This window comes from Streptomyces sp. NPDC127038 (assembly GCF_042725875.1).
Classification (GTDB): Bacteria; Actinomycetota; Actinomycetes; order Streptomycetales; family Streptomycetaceae; genus Streptomyces.
The window spans coordinates 38,570-55,399 of sequence record NZ_JBHXDQ010000065.1; the positions used below are offsets into that span (position 1 = coordinate 38,570).

A 16,830-nucleotide genomic window follows, 5' to 3' on the forward strand; every position below is an offset into this window, starting at 1 on the left:
CACGCCCGTGCGCCGTGGCGCTGACTGATCGGTCACAGCCCGATGCCGATGCAAGCCGGGAGCGCACGGCATGGCACCCTTAGAGCTGCGAATAAGGCAATCACGGACACGGGTTCGACAAGGAGCGGTCACAGTGCAGCGCTGGCGTGGCTTGGAGGACATCCCCGAGGACTGGGGGCGCAGCGTCGTCACCATCGGTTCCTACGACGGGGTGCACCGCGGACACCAGCTGATCATCCGGCATGCCGTGGACCGCGCCCGTGAACGGGGCGTCCCCTCCGTCGTGGTCACCTTCGACCCGCACCCCAGCGAGGTGGTCCGCCCCGGCAGCCACCCCCCGCTGCTCGCCCCGCACCACCGCCGCGCCGAACTGATGGCCGAACTCGGCGTCGACGCCCTGCTCATCCTGCCGTTCACCACCGAGTTCTCGAAGCTGTCGCCGGCCGACTTCGTCGTCAAGGTGCTGGTCGACAAGCTGCACGCCAAGGCGGTCGTCGAGGGCCCCAACTTCCGCTTCGGCCACAAGGCCGCGGGCAACGTCGACTTCCTGCGCGAGCAGGGGGAGACGTACGACTTCGAGGTCGAGGTCGTCGACCTGTTCGTGTCGGGAGAGGCCGGCGGCGGCGAGCCGTTCTCCTCGACCCTCACGCGGCGGCTCGTCGCCGAGGGTGACGTCGAGGGCGCCCGCGAGATCCTCGGCCGGCCGCACCGCGTCGAGGGCGTCGTCGTCCGCGGAGCCCAGCGCGGCCGTGAACTCGGTTTCCCCACGGCGAACGTCGAGACCCTCCCGCACACCGCGATCCCCGCCGACGGCGTCTACGCCGGCTGGCTGCACGCCCAGGGCGAGGTCATGCCGGCCGCCATCTCCGTGGGCACGAACCCGCAGTTCGACGGCACCGAGCGCACGGTGGAGGCGTACGCCATCGACCGCGTCGGCCTCGACCTCTACGGCCTGCACGTCGCCGTCGACTTCCTGGCGTTCGTCCGCGGACAGGCCAGGTTCGACTCGATCGAGGCCCTGCTCGTGGCGATCGGCGACGACGTGAAGCGCTCGCGCGAACTGATCGAGGCGTACGCCGGGCAGTAGCGTCCGCACGCGCGAAGGCCCGCACCGTCCGTGAACGGTGCGGGCCTTCGCGCGTCCCGGCTCCCTGCGAGGGGCCGGCCGCGGCTACTGCTACTGCTGCGGAGGTGCCTGAGGTGCCTGAGGTGCCTGAGGTGCCTGCGGTGCCGGAGGCGGCGGGGTCTGGCCCTGGTACGGCGGATAGGGCTGACCGGGCTGACCGGCTTCGAACTGCTGCCCCGGCTGCGGCGGTTGCGGGTATCCCTGTCCCGGCGCCTGGGGCTGCGTCTGCGGGTAGGGGTGCCCGGGCTGCCCGTACAGCGGTTCGGGGATGGGCTGCTGCGGCTGCTGCTGCGGGGCCTGACCGGGCGCGGGCGGACCCGGAACCTGCTGACCGGGAACGTACTGGCCGGGGGTCTGGTGTCCGGGGGTGTGCTGCCCTGGGGCCTGCTGGCCGGGAGCGTACTGCCCGGGGACCTGCTGACCGGGGATGTACTGGCCAGGCATCGGCGGCGCGGCCACCGGCGGCGGGTTGCCGTCGTTGGTCCACAGCCCGTGCGACTGCTGATGCCGCGCGAAGTCCTCGGCGACCAGCGCGGACAGGTTGAAGTACGCCTCGCGCACCTTGGGCCGCATCATGTCGAGATCGACCTCGGCACCCGCGGCCAGGTGCTCGTCGAACGGCACGGTCACGACACCGCGGCAGCGCGTCTCGAAGTGGCTGACGATGTCGTCCACCTTGATCATCTTGCCGGTCTCGCGGACTCCGGAGATGACGGTGATGGACCGCGCGACGAGATCCGCGTACCCGTGCGCCGACAGCCAGTCCAGCGTCGTACTGGCGCTGCTCGCCCCGTCCACCGACGGCGTCGAGATGATGATGAGCTGGTCGGCCAGGTCGAGCACCCCGCGCATCGCGCTGTACAGCAGACCCGTGCCGGAGTCGGTCAGGATGATCGGGTACTGCTTGCCCAGGACGTCGATCGCGCGCCGGTAGTCCTCGTCGTTGAAGGCCGTCGACACGGCCGGGTCGACGTCGTTGGCGATGATCTCCAGCCCGGAGGGCGCCTGGGAGGTGAACCGCCTGATGTCCATGTACGAGTTGATGAACGGGATCGCCTGGACGAGGTCACGGATGGTGGCACCCGTCTCGCGCCGCACACGGCGGCCGAGGGTACCGGCGTCCGGGTTGGCGTCGATGGCGAGGATCTTGTCCTGGCGTTCGGTGGCGAGCGTGGAGCCGAGCGCGGTGGTCGTGGTCGTCTTGCCGACACCGCCCTTGAGGCTGATGACGGCGATCCGGTAGCAGGAGAGCACCGGCGTCCGGATCAGCTCCAGCTTGCGCTGCCGCTCCGCCTCCTCCTTCTTGCCGCCGAGCTTGAAGCGGGAGGGCGCGGCGGTGGGACGACCGCTCTTGGCCTTCTGCCGCTTGTTGTTGAGCAGCCGGTCGGACGACAGCTCCACCGCCGCGGTGTACCCGAGCGGGGCCGCACCCGGATTGACCGGCTGCCGCTGGTCGTGCTGCACGGGCTGGGGCCAGGCGGTACCGGTCCGCGGGTCGACGGGGGCGGCGGGCTGCACCAGCGGTTCCACGGGCGGCGGGCCGGGCTGCTGCGGGGGCTGCGGGTGCTGCTGCGGGCTCTGCGGCTGGGGCTGGGGCTGCGGGAACCCGTACCCGGGAGCCGGCGGGGCGGCCTGCCGGTCCTGGGGCGTGGCGCCGGGCTGCGGGAACCCGTACCCGGGGGCGGGCTGGACGGGGACCTGCTGCTCCGGAGCGGCGGCGGGGGCGTTCTGCGGGAAGCCGTACCCGGGGGCCGGGGTGGGCTGGGGAGTCTGGGCGGGCGCCGGAGCCGGAGCCGGAGCGGGAGCGGGGGCCGGTGCCGGCGCGGCTGCGCCGGGCTGCGGGAAGCCGTAGCTGCCCTGCGGGGCGGACACCGGGGCCTGGGCGCCGGGCTGGGGGAATCCGTAACTCCCGTGCGGGGCGGCCTGGGCGGGCACCTCGGGTGCGGGTGCCGGCGGTACCGGGGGCTGGGCCTGCGGGGGAGCCGGCACGGCGCTGTCGAATCCGGCCGGCCGCGCGGGCGCGGGCTCGTGGGGCGCACTCACGGGACCGGGAGCGGCGGGCGCCGACCACGCCGACGGAACGGGCTGCTGTGCCAGGGGCTGGAACGGCTGACCGGGCGCGGGAGCGGCGGGCTGGAAGGGTCGGCCGGGTGCGGGGACCTGCGCCGGGGGCTGGAACGGCTGGCCGGGGGCAGGCACGGGAGCGGCGGGCCGGAACGGCTCGCCGGGTGCGGGGGACTGGGCGGCCGGAGGCTGGAAGGGAGCTCCCGGCGCCGGTGCCGCGGGCGGCTGCTGAGGCATCGACACCTGGTCCGGCACCCTGCTCCGGGCGTCCGGCGCGGGCTCCGCGCCGGCGGGCCACTGGGGGGCCGACGTGGGGGCCGCGGGCTGGTAGGCGGGCGGCAACGGAGGCAGCCCGCCCTGGGGCAGCGGCGGCGGAGCCCAGGCGGGGGGCGCGTCCTGCACACCCACGGGCTCCTCCGGCCGTACGACGGGTACCGCGTCCTGGGGCTCGTCGGCGAGGGGTTCCGGGGCCCGGGGAACGGAGTCCTGAGGGGCGGCGTCCTGCGGGGCGGCGTCCTGGATCCGGAAGCCATCGGCGTCCTGGGCGTCGGCGACCACGGCGGCCCCGTCGTCCACGGAGCTCGGCTCCACGGCGTCGGCGACCACGGCGGAGCCCGGTTCCTGGCCGGACTCGGGGCCCGCGGCGGCGACGGCGTCACCGGCCGGGGCGCCTCGCTCCGCCATCGGTACGTCGGCCACGCCCGCGCGCTGGGACTGGGAGGCCGCCTCAAGGGACTGGTAGGCGAGCGCGGGATCGACGACGGGCGCGGGGGCGGGCGCGAGAGCGGCGACGGGCTCGGCGTCCGCCGACTGCCCGGGCCGTTCCGCCTGCTCCGGCCGGACCACGGTGAGGGGCTCGGCGTGCGCCGACTGATCGGAGGGTTCCACTTGTTCCGGCCGGACCACGGCGACGGGCGCGCCCTCCGCGACAGCCACGGCCTCCGGCGCGGCCACGGCCTGCGCCACGGGCGCGGGCGCGGCTTCCGCCACAGCCACCGCGTCCGTCACGGCCACGGGCGCGCCCGGTGCCTCGGCAACAGTCACGGGCCCGCCATGCGCGTCCTCCACGGTCACCGGCGTGCCGTGCGCGTCCTCCACAGTCACGGGCGTGCCGGGCGTTTCCGCCACGGCCACGGGCGTGCCGGGCGCTTCCGTCACGGTCACGGGCGCGTGGGGCGCTTCCGTCCCGGCCACGGGCGTGCCGGGCTCCTCCGCCACGGCCTCCGTCGCACCGGGCGCCTCCGTCCCGGTCACGGGCGCATCGGGCTCCTCCGCCACGGCCTCCGTCGCACCGGGCGCTTCCGCCACAGGTGCGGGCGTGCCAGGTGCTCCCTCCACGGCCACCGTCGCCCCGGGCGCCTCGGCCGGGTCCTCGCCCAGCATCGGGCCACGGTCGCCCCGGTCGTCACCGGAGCCGTCGCTCTCGACCTCGACGGCGCCCGCCACGCTCCCGGCCCCCGCGTCCTCCCCGCCGCCGGACCCGGTCACGGGCGCGCCCGTGACCCCGGTCCCGCCGTCCTCGGAGGACACCCGTTCCGCGAACTCGCGCTGAAGCGCGACGGCGGAGAACCGCATCGTCGCGCCGCTCTCCAGATCGCCGTTCCCGGAGTCGGGGCCACCGGTAACCGCGCCGGAGACACCCTCGTACGCGCTCGGGCCGCCGGCCTCCTCCGGGTCGTCCGGGTCGTCCGAGCCCTTCGACGCCTCCGCGTCCCCCGCGTCGCCCGGATGCCCGGAACCGTCCGAGGCGTTCTGCGTGTACCAGGCGGGCGGCGCGTAGTCGATGGTGAACTCGCCCGTCGTCTCGACGGCGGACTCGGCGTCGGACTGGTCATCGCCGGGCGTGGCCCAGCCCCCGCGGATCCCGCCCCGATCGCTGTTCACAATTCCTCCTGGTGTGGTCGAGCACCCTCGAGCCGAGCCGGTTCGACCGTCTGCTTGTCGTCCGTTGACGTTCACGGACGACCGAGGCCGCCCGAAGTCCGTCCGAGGCCGCCCGAATTGACCGGCTCCCCGGATAACGCGCGCCCCCCGTCCACGGGTTCAGGCGTCGCGCCTGTCCCAGCCTAATCACCATGACTGTTCACGGGGCAGGCCTGTCCACCCCACCGTGAGAGCCCGTTACGGCACACCCTGCCCAGAAGTGGCGTACGCACGCTCACTATTGACCTCGAAAGCGGACAAACAACGCCACCCGGAAGGCCACTTGCCGTACGGGCGCGCACCGGACGGCGAGGTGCGGCCGGGCAGGGGCGGCGGAGCGGGGCAGACGAAAGGGCCGCCACGGAAGGTCTCCGTGCCGGCCCCAGGGTTCCCGAGGGCGGCCTACTCCGCCGGACCGCCCGCGTGGGGAGCGGGCTCCAGGTCGAACTCGCCGTCCCGGGCGCCGAGCACGAACGCGCGCCACTCCGCCTCCGTGTACCGCAGGACCGTCCCCGGGTCGAGCGACGACCGCATGGCCACCGCGCCCCCGGGCAGATGGGCGATCTCGACCCGCTCCTCGTGCTGCTCGGTGCCCGGCGCGCTCTGCCATTCGGCGCCCGAGATGTCGAGGGCGTAGAGCTCGTCCTTCTCCCGCTCCTTGCGCGCCCTGGCGTCGTTCCCCGCTTCGTCGGCCATGTTCCGCCGGCCCCTTCCCCACGTACGAATGAGCTGTTCCGTCACCCTAGTGGCCCGGTCCGTGCCGTCCGGTGGGGTTCGGCGACCCGGGCAGGCGTATCCGGCCAGGCTGGTACCCTGTGAAACGGCCGTTTGTGTACGCACCCCCGGAGCGCTGCTCTGGAGGCCGCGCCCAGCGGATCCCCGCCTCCCGAGTTACGGAAGCTCCCCTGAGATGTGGACCAGGGGCACTCGGTGGCAGACATGAGACTACGAGGAGTAAGCGTGCCGCTCGACGCCGCTACGAAGAAGCAGATCATCAGCGAGTTCGGTCAGAAGGAGGGCGACACCGGCTCCCCCGAGGTCCAGGTCGCCATGCTCTCGCGCCGCATCTCGGACCTGACCGAGCACCTCAAGACCCACAAGCACGACCACCACTCCCGCCGTGGTCTTCTGATCCTGGTCGGCCAGCGTCGCCGCCTGCTTCAGTACCTGGCCAAGAAGGACATCCAGCGCTTCCGTGCGCTGGTCGACCGCCTGGGCATCCGCCGCGGTGCGGCCGGCGGCGCCAAGTAAGACGCCGTGAAGGGAGCGGTTCCCACATCCTGGGGGCCGCTCCTTTTGCTGTATGTGCTGCCGAGGGCGCTCTCTACGTGCGGAGTGTCACCGACGCTTTGTAGTGTGGTAGCACAACGCAATACGCAGGAAACAGCACGGACGAACACAGCGTGACGATGCCCCACCCACCGGGTAGGGCATCTGCACGACAACGAACGAGGAGAAGCGCGCCTCATCGCCGCCGGTCCTCGGTAGTGGCCCCCGGGCGTCAGAGCCCCGGGTGCTTCGATCGAAGACCGGCCCGCACCAGAAGGAGCGCTTCTCCGCCACCGTCCCCCTGCCACACGGGCAGGACGGGACGAAGACGAGGAGAAAACGCTAGTGGAGAACGAGACCCACTACGCCGAGGCCGTTATCGACAACGGTTCCTTCGGCACCCGCACCATCCGCTTCGAGACGGGCCGCCTGGCCAAGCAGGCCGCCGGCTCCGCCGTCGCGTACCTGGACGACGACACCATGGTGCTGTCGGCCACCACCGCTTCCAAGAAGCCCAAGGACCAGCTCGACTTCTTCCCCCTGACGGTGGACGTCGAGGAGCGGATGTACGCCGCGGGCAAGATCCCCGGCAGCTTCTTCCGCCGTGAGGGCCGCCCCTCCGAGGACGCGATCCTCACCTGCCGTCTGATCGACCGCCCGCTGCGTCCGTCCTTCAAGAAGGGCCTCCGCAACGAGATCCAGGTCGTCGCGACGATCATGGCGCTCAACCCCGACCACCTGTACGACGTCGTGGCGATCAACGCCGCCTCCGCGTCCACCCAGCTGGCCGGTCTGCCCTTCTCCGGCCCGGTCGGCGGCGTCCGCGTCGCGCTGATCAACGGCCAGTGGGTCGCGTTCCCGACGCACACCGAGCTCGAGGACGCCGTCTTCGACATGGTCGTCGCCGGTCGCGTCCTGGAGGACGGCGACGTCGCGATCATGATGGTCGAGGCCGAGGCCACCGAGAAGACCATCACGCTCGTCCAGGGCGGCGCCGAGGCGCCGACCGAGGAGGTCGTGGCCGCCGGTCTCGACGCCGCGAAGCCCTTCATCAAGGTCCTCTGCAAGGCGCAGTCGGACCTCGCCGCCAAGGCCGCCAAGCCGACCGGCGAGTTCCCGATCTTCCTGGACTACCAGGACGACGTCTTCGAGGCCCTGACCGCCGCGGTCCGCAGCGAGCTCGCCCAGGCGCTCACCATCGCCGGCAAGCAGGACCGCGAGGCCGAGCTGGACCGCGTCAAGGAGATCGCCGCCGAGAAGCTGCTCCCGCAGTTCGAGGGCCGCGAGAAGGAGATCTCCGCCGCGTACCGCGCGCTGACCAAGAAGCTGGTCCGCGAGCGCGTCATCAAGGACAAGGTCCGCATCGACGGCCGTGGCGTCACGGACATCCGTACGCTGGCCGCCGAGGTCGAGGCCATCCCGCGCGTGCACGGCTCGGCGCTGTTCGAGCGTGGCGAGACCCAGATCCTGGGCGTCACCACCCTCAACATGCTCCGCATGGAGCAGCAGCTGGACACCCTCTCCCCGGTGACCCGCAAGCGCTACATGCACAACTACAACTTCCCGCCGTACTCCGTCGGTGAGACGGGCCGCGTCGGCTCCCCGAAGCGCCGCGAGATCGGCCACGGCGCGCTCGCCGAGCGCGCGATCGTGCCGGTCCTGCCGACCCGCGAGGAGTTCCCCTACGCGATCCGTCAGGTGTCCGAGGCCCTCGGCTCCAACGGCTCGACGTCCATGGGCTCGGTCTGCGCCTCCACGATGTCGCTGCTCAACGCCGGTGTGCCGCTGAAGGCCGCCGTCGCGGGCATCGCCATGGGTCTCATCTCCCAGGAGATCGACGGCCAGACGCACTACGTCGCCCTCACCGACATCCTCGGTGCGGAGGACGCCTTCGGCGACATGGACTTCAAGGTCGCCGGCACCAAGGAGTTCGTGACCGCCCTCCAGCTCGACACCAAGCTGGACGGCATCCCGGCCTCCGTCCTGGCCGCGGCCCTCAAGCAGGCCCGCGACGCCCGCCTCCACATCCTCGACGTGATGATGGAAGCGATCGACACGCCGGACGAGATGTCCCCGAACGCCCCGCGGATCATCACCGTCAAGATCCCCGTGGACAAGATCGGTGAGGTCATCGGCCCCAAGGGCAAGATGATCAACCAGATCCAGGAGGACACCGGCGCCGACATCACGATCGAGGACGACGGCACCATCTACATCGGTGCCGCCCAGGGTTCGCAGGCCGAGGCCGCGCGCGCCACGATCAACTCGATCGCCAACCCGACCATGCCGGAGGTCGGCGAGCGCTACCTGGGCACCGTCGTGAAGACGACGACGTTCGGCGCGTTCGTGTCGCTGCTCCCGGGCAAGGACGGACTGCTGCACATCTCGCAGATCCGCAAGCTCGCCGGCGGCAAGCGCGTGGAGAACGTCGAGGACGTCCTCGGCGTGGGCTCCAAGGTCCAGGTCGAGATCGCCGAGATCGACTCCCGCGGCAAGCTCTCCCTGATCCCCGTGGTCGAGGGCGAAGGCGACGACGACAAGAAGGACGACACCGACCAGTGACGTCGAGTAGCTCCACGACGACGGCCCGCACCTCTCCGGAGGCGCGGGCCGTCGCCCGTACCCAAACCCTCATCAAGGGCGCGAACGGTATCGGAACGGTCCGCAAGACCACCCTGCCCGGCGGGCTGCGCATCGTCACCGAGACGCTTCCCTCCGTGCGCTCCGCCACCTTCGGCATCTGGGCGCACGTGGGCTCCCGCGACGAGACGCCGTCCCTGAACGGCGCCACGCACTACCTGGAGCACCTGCTCTTCAAGGGCACCGGCCGCAGGTCCGCGCTGGACATCTCCTCGGCGATCGACGCGGTCGGCGGCGAGATGAACGCGTTCACGGCCAAGGAGTACACGTGCTACTACGCACGCGTGCTCGACACCGACCTGCCGCTGGCCATCGACGTGGTCTGCGACATGCTGACCGGCTCGCTCATCCTCGAGGACGACGTCAACGTCGAACGCGGAGCCATCCTCGAAGAGATCGCGATGACCGAGGACGACCCGGGCGACTGCGTGCACGACCTGTTCGCGCACACCATGCTCGGCGACACCCCCCTCGGCCGCCCGGTCCTCGGCACCGTCAACACCGTCAACGCCCTCACCGCGGACCGCATCCGCCGCTTCTACAAGAAGCACTACGACCCGACGCACCTCGTCGTCGCCTGCGCGGGCAACGTCGACCACAACAAGGTCGTACGCCAGGTCCGCGCCGCCTTCGAGAAGGCCGGCGCCTTCAAGAACGCGACGGCCGCTCCCATCGCCCCGCGCGACGGCCTGCGCACGATCCGCACCGCGGGCCGTGTCGAACTCCTCGGCCGCAAGACCGAGCAGGCCCACGTCGTCCTCGGCATGCCCGGCCTGGCCCGCACCGACGACCGCCGCTGGGCCCTCGGCGTCCTGAACACCGCCCTCGGCGGCGGCATGTCCTCGCGCCTGTTCCAGGAGGTCCGCGAGAAGCGCGGCCTGGCCTACAGCGTGTACTCGTACACCTCGGGCTTCGCCGACTGCGGCCTCTTCGGCGTCTACGCGGGCTGCCGCCCGAGCCAGGTCCACGACGTCCTCAAGCTCTGCCGCGACGAGCTCGACCAGGTCGCCGAGAACGGCCTCTCGGACGACGAGATCGGGCGCGCCATCGGCCAGCTCCAGGGCTCCACGGTCCTCGGCCTGGAGGACACCGGCGCGTTGATGAACCGGATCGGCAAGAGTGAGCTGTGCTGGGGCGAGCAGATGTCGGTCGACGACATGCTCGCCCGGATAGCGTCGGTCACGCCCGACGAGGTCCGCTCCGTCGCCCGGGACGTCCTGGGACAGCGGCCCTCGCTGGCGGTCATCGGCCCGGTCAAGGACAAGCAGGCGTCCCGGCTGCACGACGCGGTCGCGTAAATCCCGTCTCGGTAAGGAACGAAGCAATGAGCAAGCTGCGCGTGGCGGTCCTCGGTGCCAAGGGCCGGATCGGAGCCGAGGCGGTACGAGCCGTCGAGGCCGCCGAGGACATGGAGCTGGTGGCCGCGCTGGGCCGCGGCGACAAGCTGGAGACGCTGGTCGAGGCCGGCACCGAGGCCGTGGTCGAACTGACCACCCCGGCCTCGGTGATGGGCAACCTCGACTTCTGCGTCCGGCACGGCATCCACGCCGTGGTCGGCACCACCGGCTGGACCGATGAGCGCCTCGCGCAGCTCGGCACCTCGCTCGCCGCCTCCCCGGACACGGGCGTGCTCATCGCGCCCAACTTCTCCATCGGCGCCGTGCTGACGATGAAGTTCGCGCAGATCGCCGCGCCGTACTTCGAGTCGGTGGAGGTCGTCGAGCTCCACCACCCGAACAAGGTGGACGCGCCGAGCGGCACCGCCACGCGCACGGCCCAGCTCATCGCCGAGGCCCGCCGCGCGGCCGGTACCGCCCCGGCCCCGGACGCCACGGTCACCGCCCTGGACGGCGCCCGCGGCGCCGACGTCGACGGCGTCCCGGTGCACGCCATCCGGCTGCGCGGCCTCCTGGCCCACCAGGAGGTCCTGCTCGGCGGCGAGGGCGAGACCCTGACCGTCCGCCACGACTCCCTCCACCACAGCAGCTTCATGCCGGGCATCCTGCTCGGCGTCCGCCGCGTGGTGACCACCCCGGGCCTCACCTTCGGCCTGGAACACTTCCTCGACCTCGGCTGAGCCGGGGACGTACGTACGACAGTTAGCCGGCAGACATGCGCGCGAAGATCACCTATGCCATCACGGCCGCCGTCCTGGTCGTCTATTTCGTCCTGGTCGGCAGCCGGGGGGTGCTGCTCATCCAGAACGGCACCCTGCTCACCGTCACCTTCGGTGTCGCGGTGCTCATCCTGCCGGTCATCGGCATCTGGTTCCTCTGGCAGAACACCCAGTTCGTCCGGAAGGCCAACAAGCTCGCCGCCGTGCTCGACTCCGAGGGCGGACTGCCCGTGGACGAGCTGCGGCGCACCGAGGGCGGCCGTATCGACCGCGACTCGGCCGACGAGGTCTTCGCCCGTCGCAGGGCCGAGACCGAGGACGCCCCGGACGACTGGCGCAACTGGTTCCGCCTCGCGGTCGCCTACCACGACGCCCGGGACACCCCGCGCGCCCGCAAGGCCATGCAACGGGCCATCGCCCTCCACGAAGGCAGGACCCTGGAAGCCTGATCAGGCCGTACGGCGAAGGGGCCGGCCCGCACCTCGTGCGGACCGGCCCCTTCGCCGTGATGTCTCTCCGTGCCGTCTCAGGCCCGGCGGTACTCGTCCGCCCACACCTCGATGACGTCCGCCGCCCGGTCGAAGGCCTCGGCACGTGCCAGGAAGTCGGCGTTGTGGGTGGTCAGCAGCGGGGGTACGTCCCCGGGCGCGCGGTCCGCGGTCACCAGCGTCAGGGCCTGGCCCTGCACCGTGCGCGGCAGCCCGAGCCAGCGCACCGGCTGCTGTGCCGTGCGCACCGCCACGACCCGCTTCCACGGCGTCGTCCGGGTGACGAAGAAGCCCACCTGGCGCACACCCCGGGCACTGACCCACACGCCCATGCGCAACAGGCGCAGCGCGCACAGGATGACGACCGTCGCGGCGGCCATGCAGACGGCGGCGCCGGACAGGGTCCCGGCGACGGCGATGATCACGGCCGCGACGAGCACGTACGAGGCGAGCAGCAGGACGAGCGCGGCCGCGCCCACACGCCAGGGGCCGGGCCGGTAGGGGCGCCGCCAGCGGTCGCGGTCGTCGAAGGGCAGCGCGACATCCTCGGCCGCCTCGTCAAAGGCGCGGTCCGCCGTCAGAAAGGGCAGGGGCACGACTGATCCTCACTCGATCCACGCACGGGCTGTGCCCGGTGAGGTTATCGAGCCGGTTGTGTGCTCACCACCCTTGGGGGGCCGGAAGGGTCAGCGGCCGTCCGACGCCACGGAATGCTGCGTCTGAGCAGGTGACCCATCTTGTGACAGGGCGGGCATTCCGAGGACCAGGGCTCCGGCGAGCCCCGCCATCAGGGTGAGGCCGAAGAGCCACCGGCCGGCTATCTGCCCGGCGGAGGACCGCTCGCGGGGCGGGGGAGCGACATTGCTGCGGAACTGGTCGGCTTCGGCGGTGAAGGCGAACGGGACGGGCTCGCGCCGACGGCTCATGGGCGGTGCTTCTCCTCTGGGGGGCCTGCCGGGCGCGCGGCCCGGTGATCCGGACGTCCGGGGTGATCCGATGACAAGCGACGCGAACCGCTCGAACGCATCACTCTCACTCATACAGACGGGCGAACGTTACAAGAGGTGCCCGGAATCACCGAATTCGCAGAAGTTCGCCGACGAATGTCGAGGCCCGCACCGAACGCCCGGTTGGGGACACCGGCCGGACGCCGCGCCGTAGAGTGGTCGCCGCCCGAGCCAGTGATGGGAAGGACCCTCCGCACCGTGACCGACAACCCGGCCGACGACTTCAAGCTCTTCTTCCGCAGCGATGTCACCGTCGAGCTGATCAAGCACACGGCCTCCGACGCCGACGTGCTGTTCGCCGCCCGTGTCTCCACCGCAGGCGAGCAGTCGCTGGAGGAGCTCCAGAAGGACCCGGAGCGCTCCAAGGGTCTGATCAACTACCTGATGCGGGACCGCCACGGCAGCCCCTTCGAGCACAACTCGATGACCTTCTTCGTCAGCGCCCCGATCTTCGTCTTCCGTGAGTTCATGCGGCACCGCGTGGGCTGGTCGTACAACGAGGAGTCGGGCCGCTACAGGGAGCTGGAGCCGGTCTTCTACGTTCCCGGCGAGGACCGCAAGCTGGTCCAGCAGGGGCGTCCCGGCAAGTACGAGTTCGTCCAGGGCACCGCGGAGCAGCACCGGACGGTCACCGCGGCCATGGAGGACTCCTACCGGCAGTCCTACGCGGCCTACCAGGAGATGCTGGCGGCCGGAGTCGCCCGCGAGGTCGCCCGGGCCACCCTTCCGGTCGGTCTCTTCTCCTCGATGTACGCCACCTGCAACGCCCGTTCGCTGATGCACTTCCTCGGACTGCGCACCCAGCACGAGCTCGCCAAGGTGCCGTCGTTCCCGCAGCGGGAGATCGAGATGGTCGCCGAGAAGATGGAGGCGGAGTGGGCCCGGCTCATGCCTCTCACACACGCGGCCTACAACGCCAACGGGCGCGTGGCGCCGTAACACGCCACTGCGCACCGGTCCGGCACAGATGTACGGATCAGCCGAGCGAAGTGTCCGTATTGCGGCATTTCGCGAAGTTCATCTAGCCTGATCAAACGGACCCGGCACTGCTTGAACCCCCGAGCAGGCAGTGCCGGGTTCCACCTTTGTCATGCTTTGTCGTGGCCCCCGAGGGCAGACCGCGCGGTGAGCAGCGAGTAGCGTATTACCCATGGCTCCGACCTCCACTCCGCAGACCCCCTTCGGGCGGGTCCTCACCGCCATGGTCACGCCCTTCACGGCGGACGGCGGACTCGACCTCGACGGCGCTCAGCGGCTCGCGACCCACCTGGTGGACGCAGGCAACGACGGCCTGATCATCAACGGCACCACCGGTGAGTCCCCGACCACCAGCAACGCGGAGAAATCGGAGCTCGTGCGCGCCGTTCTGGAGGCGGTGGGCGACCGCGCCCACGTCGTCGCCGGCGTGGGCACGAACGACACCCGCCACAGCATCGAGCTCGCCCACGACGCCGAGCGCGCCGGCGCACACGGCCTGCTCACCGTCACGCCGTACTACAACAAGCCCCCGCAAGAGGGCCTGTACCGCCACTTCTCGGCCATCGCCGACGCGACCGAACTGCCGGTCATGCTCTACGACATCCCCGGCCGCAGCGGCGTCCCCATCAACACCGAAACCCTGGTGCGGCTCGCCGAGCACCCGCGTATCGTCGCCAACAAGGACGCCAAGGGGGACCTCGGCCGGGCCAGCTGGGCCATCGCCCGCTCCGGCCTCGCCTGGTACTCCGGGGACGACATGCTGAACCTGCCGCTGCTGTCCGTCGGCGCGGTGGGCTTCGTCTCCGTGGTCGGCCACGTCGTCACCCCGGAACTGCGCGCGATGCTCGACGCGTACCTCTCGGGGGACGTCCAGAAGGCCACCGAGATCCACCAGAAGCTGCTCCCCGTCTTCACCGGCATGTTCCGCACCCAGGGCGTCATGACGACCAAGGCCGCGCTCGCCCTCCAGGGCCTGCCCGCCGGTCCGCTCCGCGCCCCGATGGTCGAACTGTCGCCCGAGGAGACCAGCCAGCTCAAGATCGATCTTGGCGCCGGCGGGGTAGAGCTCTGATCACAGACTTCACAACTGAATACGCATGATCCGCAGGCCCTGGGCCTGCACCCCACACAACAGCTACTGCACGAACGTCACGCACGCCACGTGCCTTGCGAGGTACGTGGCGTGCGTGGTGAGGAGAGTCTTTTGAGTCATCCGCATCCTGAACTCGGCGCACCGCCGGCCCTCCCGAAGGGCGGCCTGCGGGTCACCCCGCTCGGCGGCCTCGGCGAGATCGGCCGCAACATGACGGTCTTCGAGTACGGAGGCCGCCTGCTGATCGTCGACTGCGGAGTGCTCTTCCCCGAGGAGGAGCAGCCCGGAATCGACCTGATCCTGCCGGACTTCACGTCCATCAGGGACCGCCTCGACGACATCGAGGGCATCGTGCTCACGCACGGCCACGAGGACCACATCGGCGGCGTCCCGTTCCTGCTCCGCGAGAAGCCGGACATCCCCCTGATCGGCTCCAAGCTGACCCTCGCGCTCATCGAGGCCAAGCTCCAGGAGCACCGCATCCGGCCGTACACGCTCGAAGTGGCCGAGGGCCACCGTGAGCGCGTCGGCCCGTTCGACTGCGAGTTCGTCGCGGTCAACCACTCCATCCCGGACGCCCTCGCGGTCGCCATCCGCACCCCCGCGGGCATGGTCGTCCACACCGGCGACTTCAAGATGGACCAGCTCCCGCTGGACGGCCGGCTCACCGACCTGCACGCGTTCGCCCGGCTGAGCGAGGAAGGCATCGACCTCCTCCTCTCGGACTCCACGAACGCCGAGGTCCCGGGCTTCGTCCCGCCCGAGCGCGACATCCAGAACGTGCTGCGCCAGGTCTTCGCCGGCGCCAGCAAGCGGATCATCGTGGCGAGCTTCGCCAGCCATGTGCACCGCATCCAGCAGATCCTCGACACGGCCCACGAGTACGGCCGCAGGGTCGCCTTCGTCGGCCGTTCGATGGTCCGCAACATGGGCATCGCGCGTGACCTCGGCTATCTGAAGGTTCCGCCGGGCCTGGTCGTCGACGTGAAGACGCTCGACGACCTTCCGGACCACGAGGTCGTCCTCGTCTGTACGGGGTCCCAGGGCGAGCCGATGGCGGCCCTGTCCCGGATGGCGAACCGCGACCACCAGATCCGGATCGTCCAGGGCGACACGGTGATCCTGGCGTCCTCGCTGATCCCGGGCAACGAGAACGCGGTCTACCGCGTGATCAACGGCCTGACCCGCTGGGGCGCCAAGGTCGTCCACAAGGGCAACGCCAAGGTGCACGTCTCCGGTCACGCCTCCGCGGGCGAGCTGCTGTACTTCTACAACATCTGCAAGCCGCGGAACCTGATGCCGGTCCACGGCGAGTGGCGCCACCTGCGGGCCAACGCCGAGCTGGGTGCCCTGACCGGTGTCCCGCACGACCGGATCGTGATCGCCGAGGACGGCGTCGTCGTCGACCTCGTCGAGGGCAAGGCGAAGATCTCCGGCAAGGTCCAGGCCGGCTACGTCTACGTCGACGGTCTCTCGGTCGGTGACGTCGGTGAGCCCGCGCTGAAGGACCGCAAGATCCTCGGCGACGAGGGCATCATCTCGGTCTTCGTGGTGATGGACGCCAGCACCGGGAAGCTCACGGGCGGTCCGCACGTGCAGGCACGCGGCTCCGGCATCGACGACGCGGTCTTCGCCGACGTCATCCCGAAGATCACCGAGGTGCTTGAGCGTTCGGCCCAGGACGGTGTGGTCGAGCCCCACCAGCTGCAGCAGCTCATCCGCCGCACGCTGGGCAAGTGGGTGTCTGACACCTACCGCCGGCGCCCGATGATCCTGCCGGTCGTCGTCGAGGTCTGACCTTCCATCAGGCCATGACCAGGAGCGGGGCGCCTCGATTTGCATCGGGGCGCCCCGCTCCAGTACGTTTACGTCTCCGCCTGAACGGGAACCCCGAAGCCTCGTGCCTCGGAGCCGGTCCCCGAACGGGGCGGGAATTCCGACTCAGAGAATCTGATAAAGTCGGAACCGCCGGAAAGGGAAACGCGAAAGCGGATTACCTGGAAAGCGCCGAGGAAATCTGGTCCTGAAAGATCTGATAGAGTCGGAAACGCAAGACCGAAGGGAAGCGCCCGGAGGAAAGCCCGAGAGGGTGAGTACAAAGGAAGCGTCCGTTCCTTGAGAACTCA

Annotated in this window: 13 protein-coding genes; 9 read left to right on the top strand and 4 right to left on the bottom strand. The window is 70.8% G+C overall.

The window, feature by feature from the left end; all coding sequences use genetic code 11:
* The first annotated feature begins 133 nt into the window (after positions 1-133).
* Positions 134-1,087, top strand: a complete 954-nt coding sequence (locus tag ACFWI4_RS32925) for a bifunctional riboflavin kinase/FAD synthetase (protein WP_385408842.1) — start codon at positions 134-136, stop codon at positions 1,085-1,087.
* 90 nt (positions 1,088-1,177) lie between these two features.
* Here ACFWI4_RS32925 and ACFWI4_RS32930 read toward each other — a convergent pair whose 3' ends face one another.
* Complete coding sequence (locus tag ACFWI4_RS32930) at positions 1,178-5,074, bottom strand: SCO5717 family growth-regulating ATPase (protein WP_387203815.1); 3,897 nt, start codon at positions 5,072-5,074, stop codon at positions 1,178-1,180.
* Between the two features lie 441 nt (positions 5,075-5,515).
* A complete protein-coding gene (locus ACFWI4_RS32935) occupies positions 5,516-5,809 on the bottom strand; it encodes a DUF397 domain-containing protein (RefSeq protein WP_387203818.1) in 294 nt (97 codons plus the stop codon).
* 264 nt (positions 5,810-6,073) lie between these two features.
* Here ACFWI4_RS32935 and rpsO point away from each other — a divergent pair, with 264 nt between their 5' ends.
* The 5 genes from rpsO (at position 6,074) to ACFWI4_RS32960 (ending at position 11,587) form a co-directional block, all read left to right on the top strand.
* Positions 6,074-6,364 (top strand): 30S ribosomal protein S15, encoded by a 291-nt coding sequence (gene rpsO, locus ACFWI4_RS32940; RefSeq protein ID WP_148010781.1) that lies wholly within the window; start codon positions 6,074-6,076, stop codon positions 6,362-6,364.
* 363 nt (positions 6,365-6,727) lie between these two features.
* Positions 6,728-8,944 (top strand): polyribonucleotide nucleotidyltransferase, encoded by a 2,217-nt coding sequence (locus tag ACFWI4_RS32945; protein WP_385408881.1) that lies wholly within the window; start codon positions 6,728-6,730, stop codon positions 8,942-8,944.
* Positions 8,941-10,320 carry a M16 family metallopeptidase gene (locus ACFWI4_RS32950; RefSeq protein ID WP_385408883.1) on the top strand — a complete coding sequence of 460 codons (1,380 nt, stop codon included), beginning with the start codon at positions 8,941-8,943 and terminating at the stop codon, positions 10,318-10,320. Before ACFWI4_RS32945 ends, ACFWI4_RS32950 begins: the two co-directional genes overlap by 4 nt.
* Before the next feature lie 26 nt (positions 10,321-10,346).
* Complete coding sequence (gene dapB / locus ACFWI4_RS32955; protein ID WP_387203822.1) at positions 10,347-11,099, top strand: 4-hydroxy-tetrahydrodipicolinate reductase; 753 nt, start codon at positions 10,347-10,349, stop codon at positions 11,097-11,099.
* Positions 11,100-11,134: 35 nt separating this feature from the next.
* A complete protein-coding gene (locus ACFWI4_RS32960) occupies positions 11,135-11,587 on the top strand; it encodes a hypothetical protein (RefSeq protein ID WP_385408887.1) in 453 nt (150 codons plus the stop codon).
* A 77-nt stretch (positions 11,588-11,664) separates the two neighbouring features.
* Here ACFWI4_RS32960 and ACFWI4_RS32965 read toward each other — a convergent pair whose 3' ends face one another.
* Both ACFWI4_RS32965 and ACFWI4_RS32970 read right to left on the bottom strand, forming a co-directional pair.
* Positions 11,665-12,222: a hypothetical protein gene (locus ACFWI4_RS32965; protein ID WP_387203826.1), complete on the bottom strand. Its 558-nt coding sequence runs from the start codon at positions 12,220-12,222 to the stop codon at positions 11,665-11,667.
* Positions 12,223-12,312: 90 nt separating this feature from the next.
* Positions 12,313-12,552, bottom strand: a complete 240-nt coding sequence (locus ACFWI4_RS32970) for a hypothetical protein (RefSeq protein ID WP_385408891.1) — start codon at positions 12,550-12,552, stop codon at positions 12,313-12,315.
* A 279-nt stretch (positions 12,553-12,831) separates the two neighbouring features.
* Between ACFWI4_RS32970 and thyX the strand changes: the two genes are divergently transcribed.
* From thyX to ACFWI4_RS32985, 3 genes are all read left to right on the top strand, one after another.
* The gene (gene thyX / locus ACFWI4_RS32975) at positions 12,832-13,572 is read left to right on the top strand and encodes an FAD-dependent thymidylate synthase (protein WP_385408893.1); all 741 of its coding nucleotides are present in this window, start codon (positions 12,832-12,834) and stop codon (positions 13,570-13,572) included.
* Between the two features lie 211 nt (positions 13,573-13,783).
* Positions 13,784-14,683 (top strand): 4-hydroxy-tetrahydrodipicolinate synthase, encoded by a 900-nt coding sequence (gene dapA / locus ACFWI4_RS32980; RefSeq protein WP_385408895.1) that lies wholly within the window; start codon positions 13,784-13,786, stop codon positions 14,681-14,683.
* Positions 14,684-14,815: 132 nt separating this feature from the next.
* The gene (locus ACFWI4_RS32985; RefSeq protein ID WP_387203830.1) at positions 14,816-16,501 is read left to right on the top strand and encodes a ribonuclease J; all 1,686 of its coding nucleotides are present in this window, start codon (positions 14,816-14,818) and stop codon (positions 16,499-16,501) included.
* Positions 16,502-16,830: the final 329 nt, after the last annotated feature.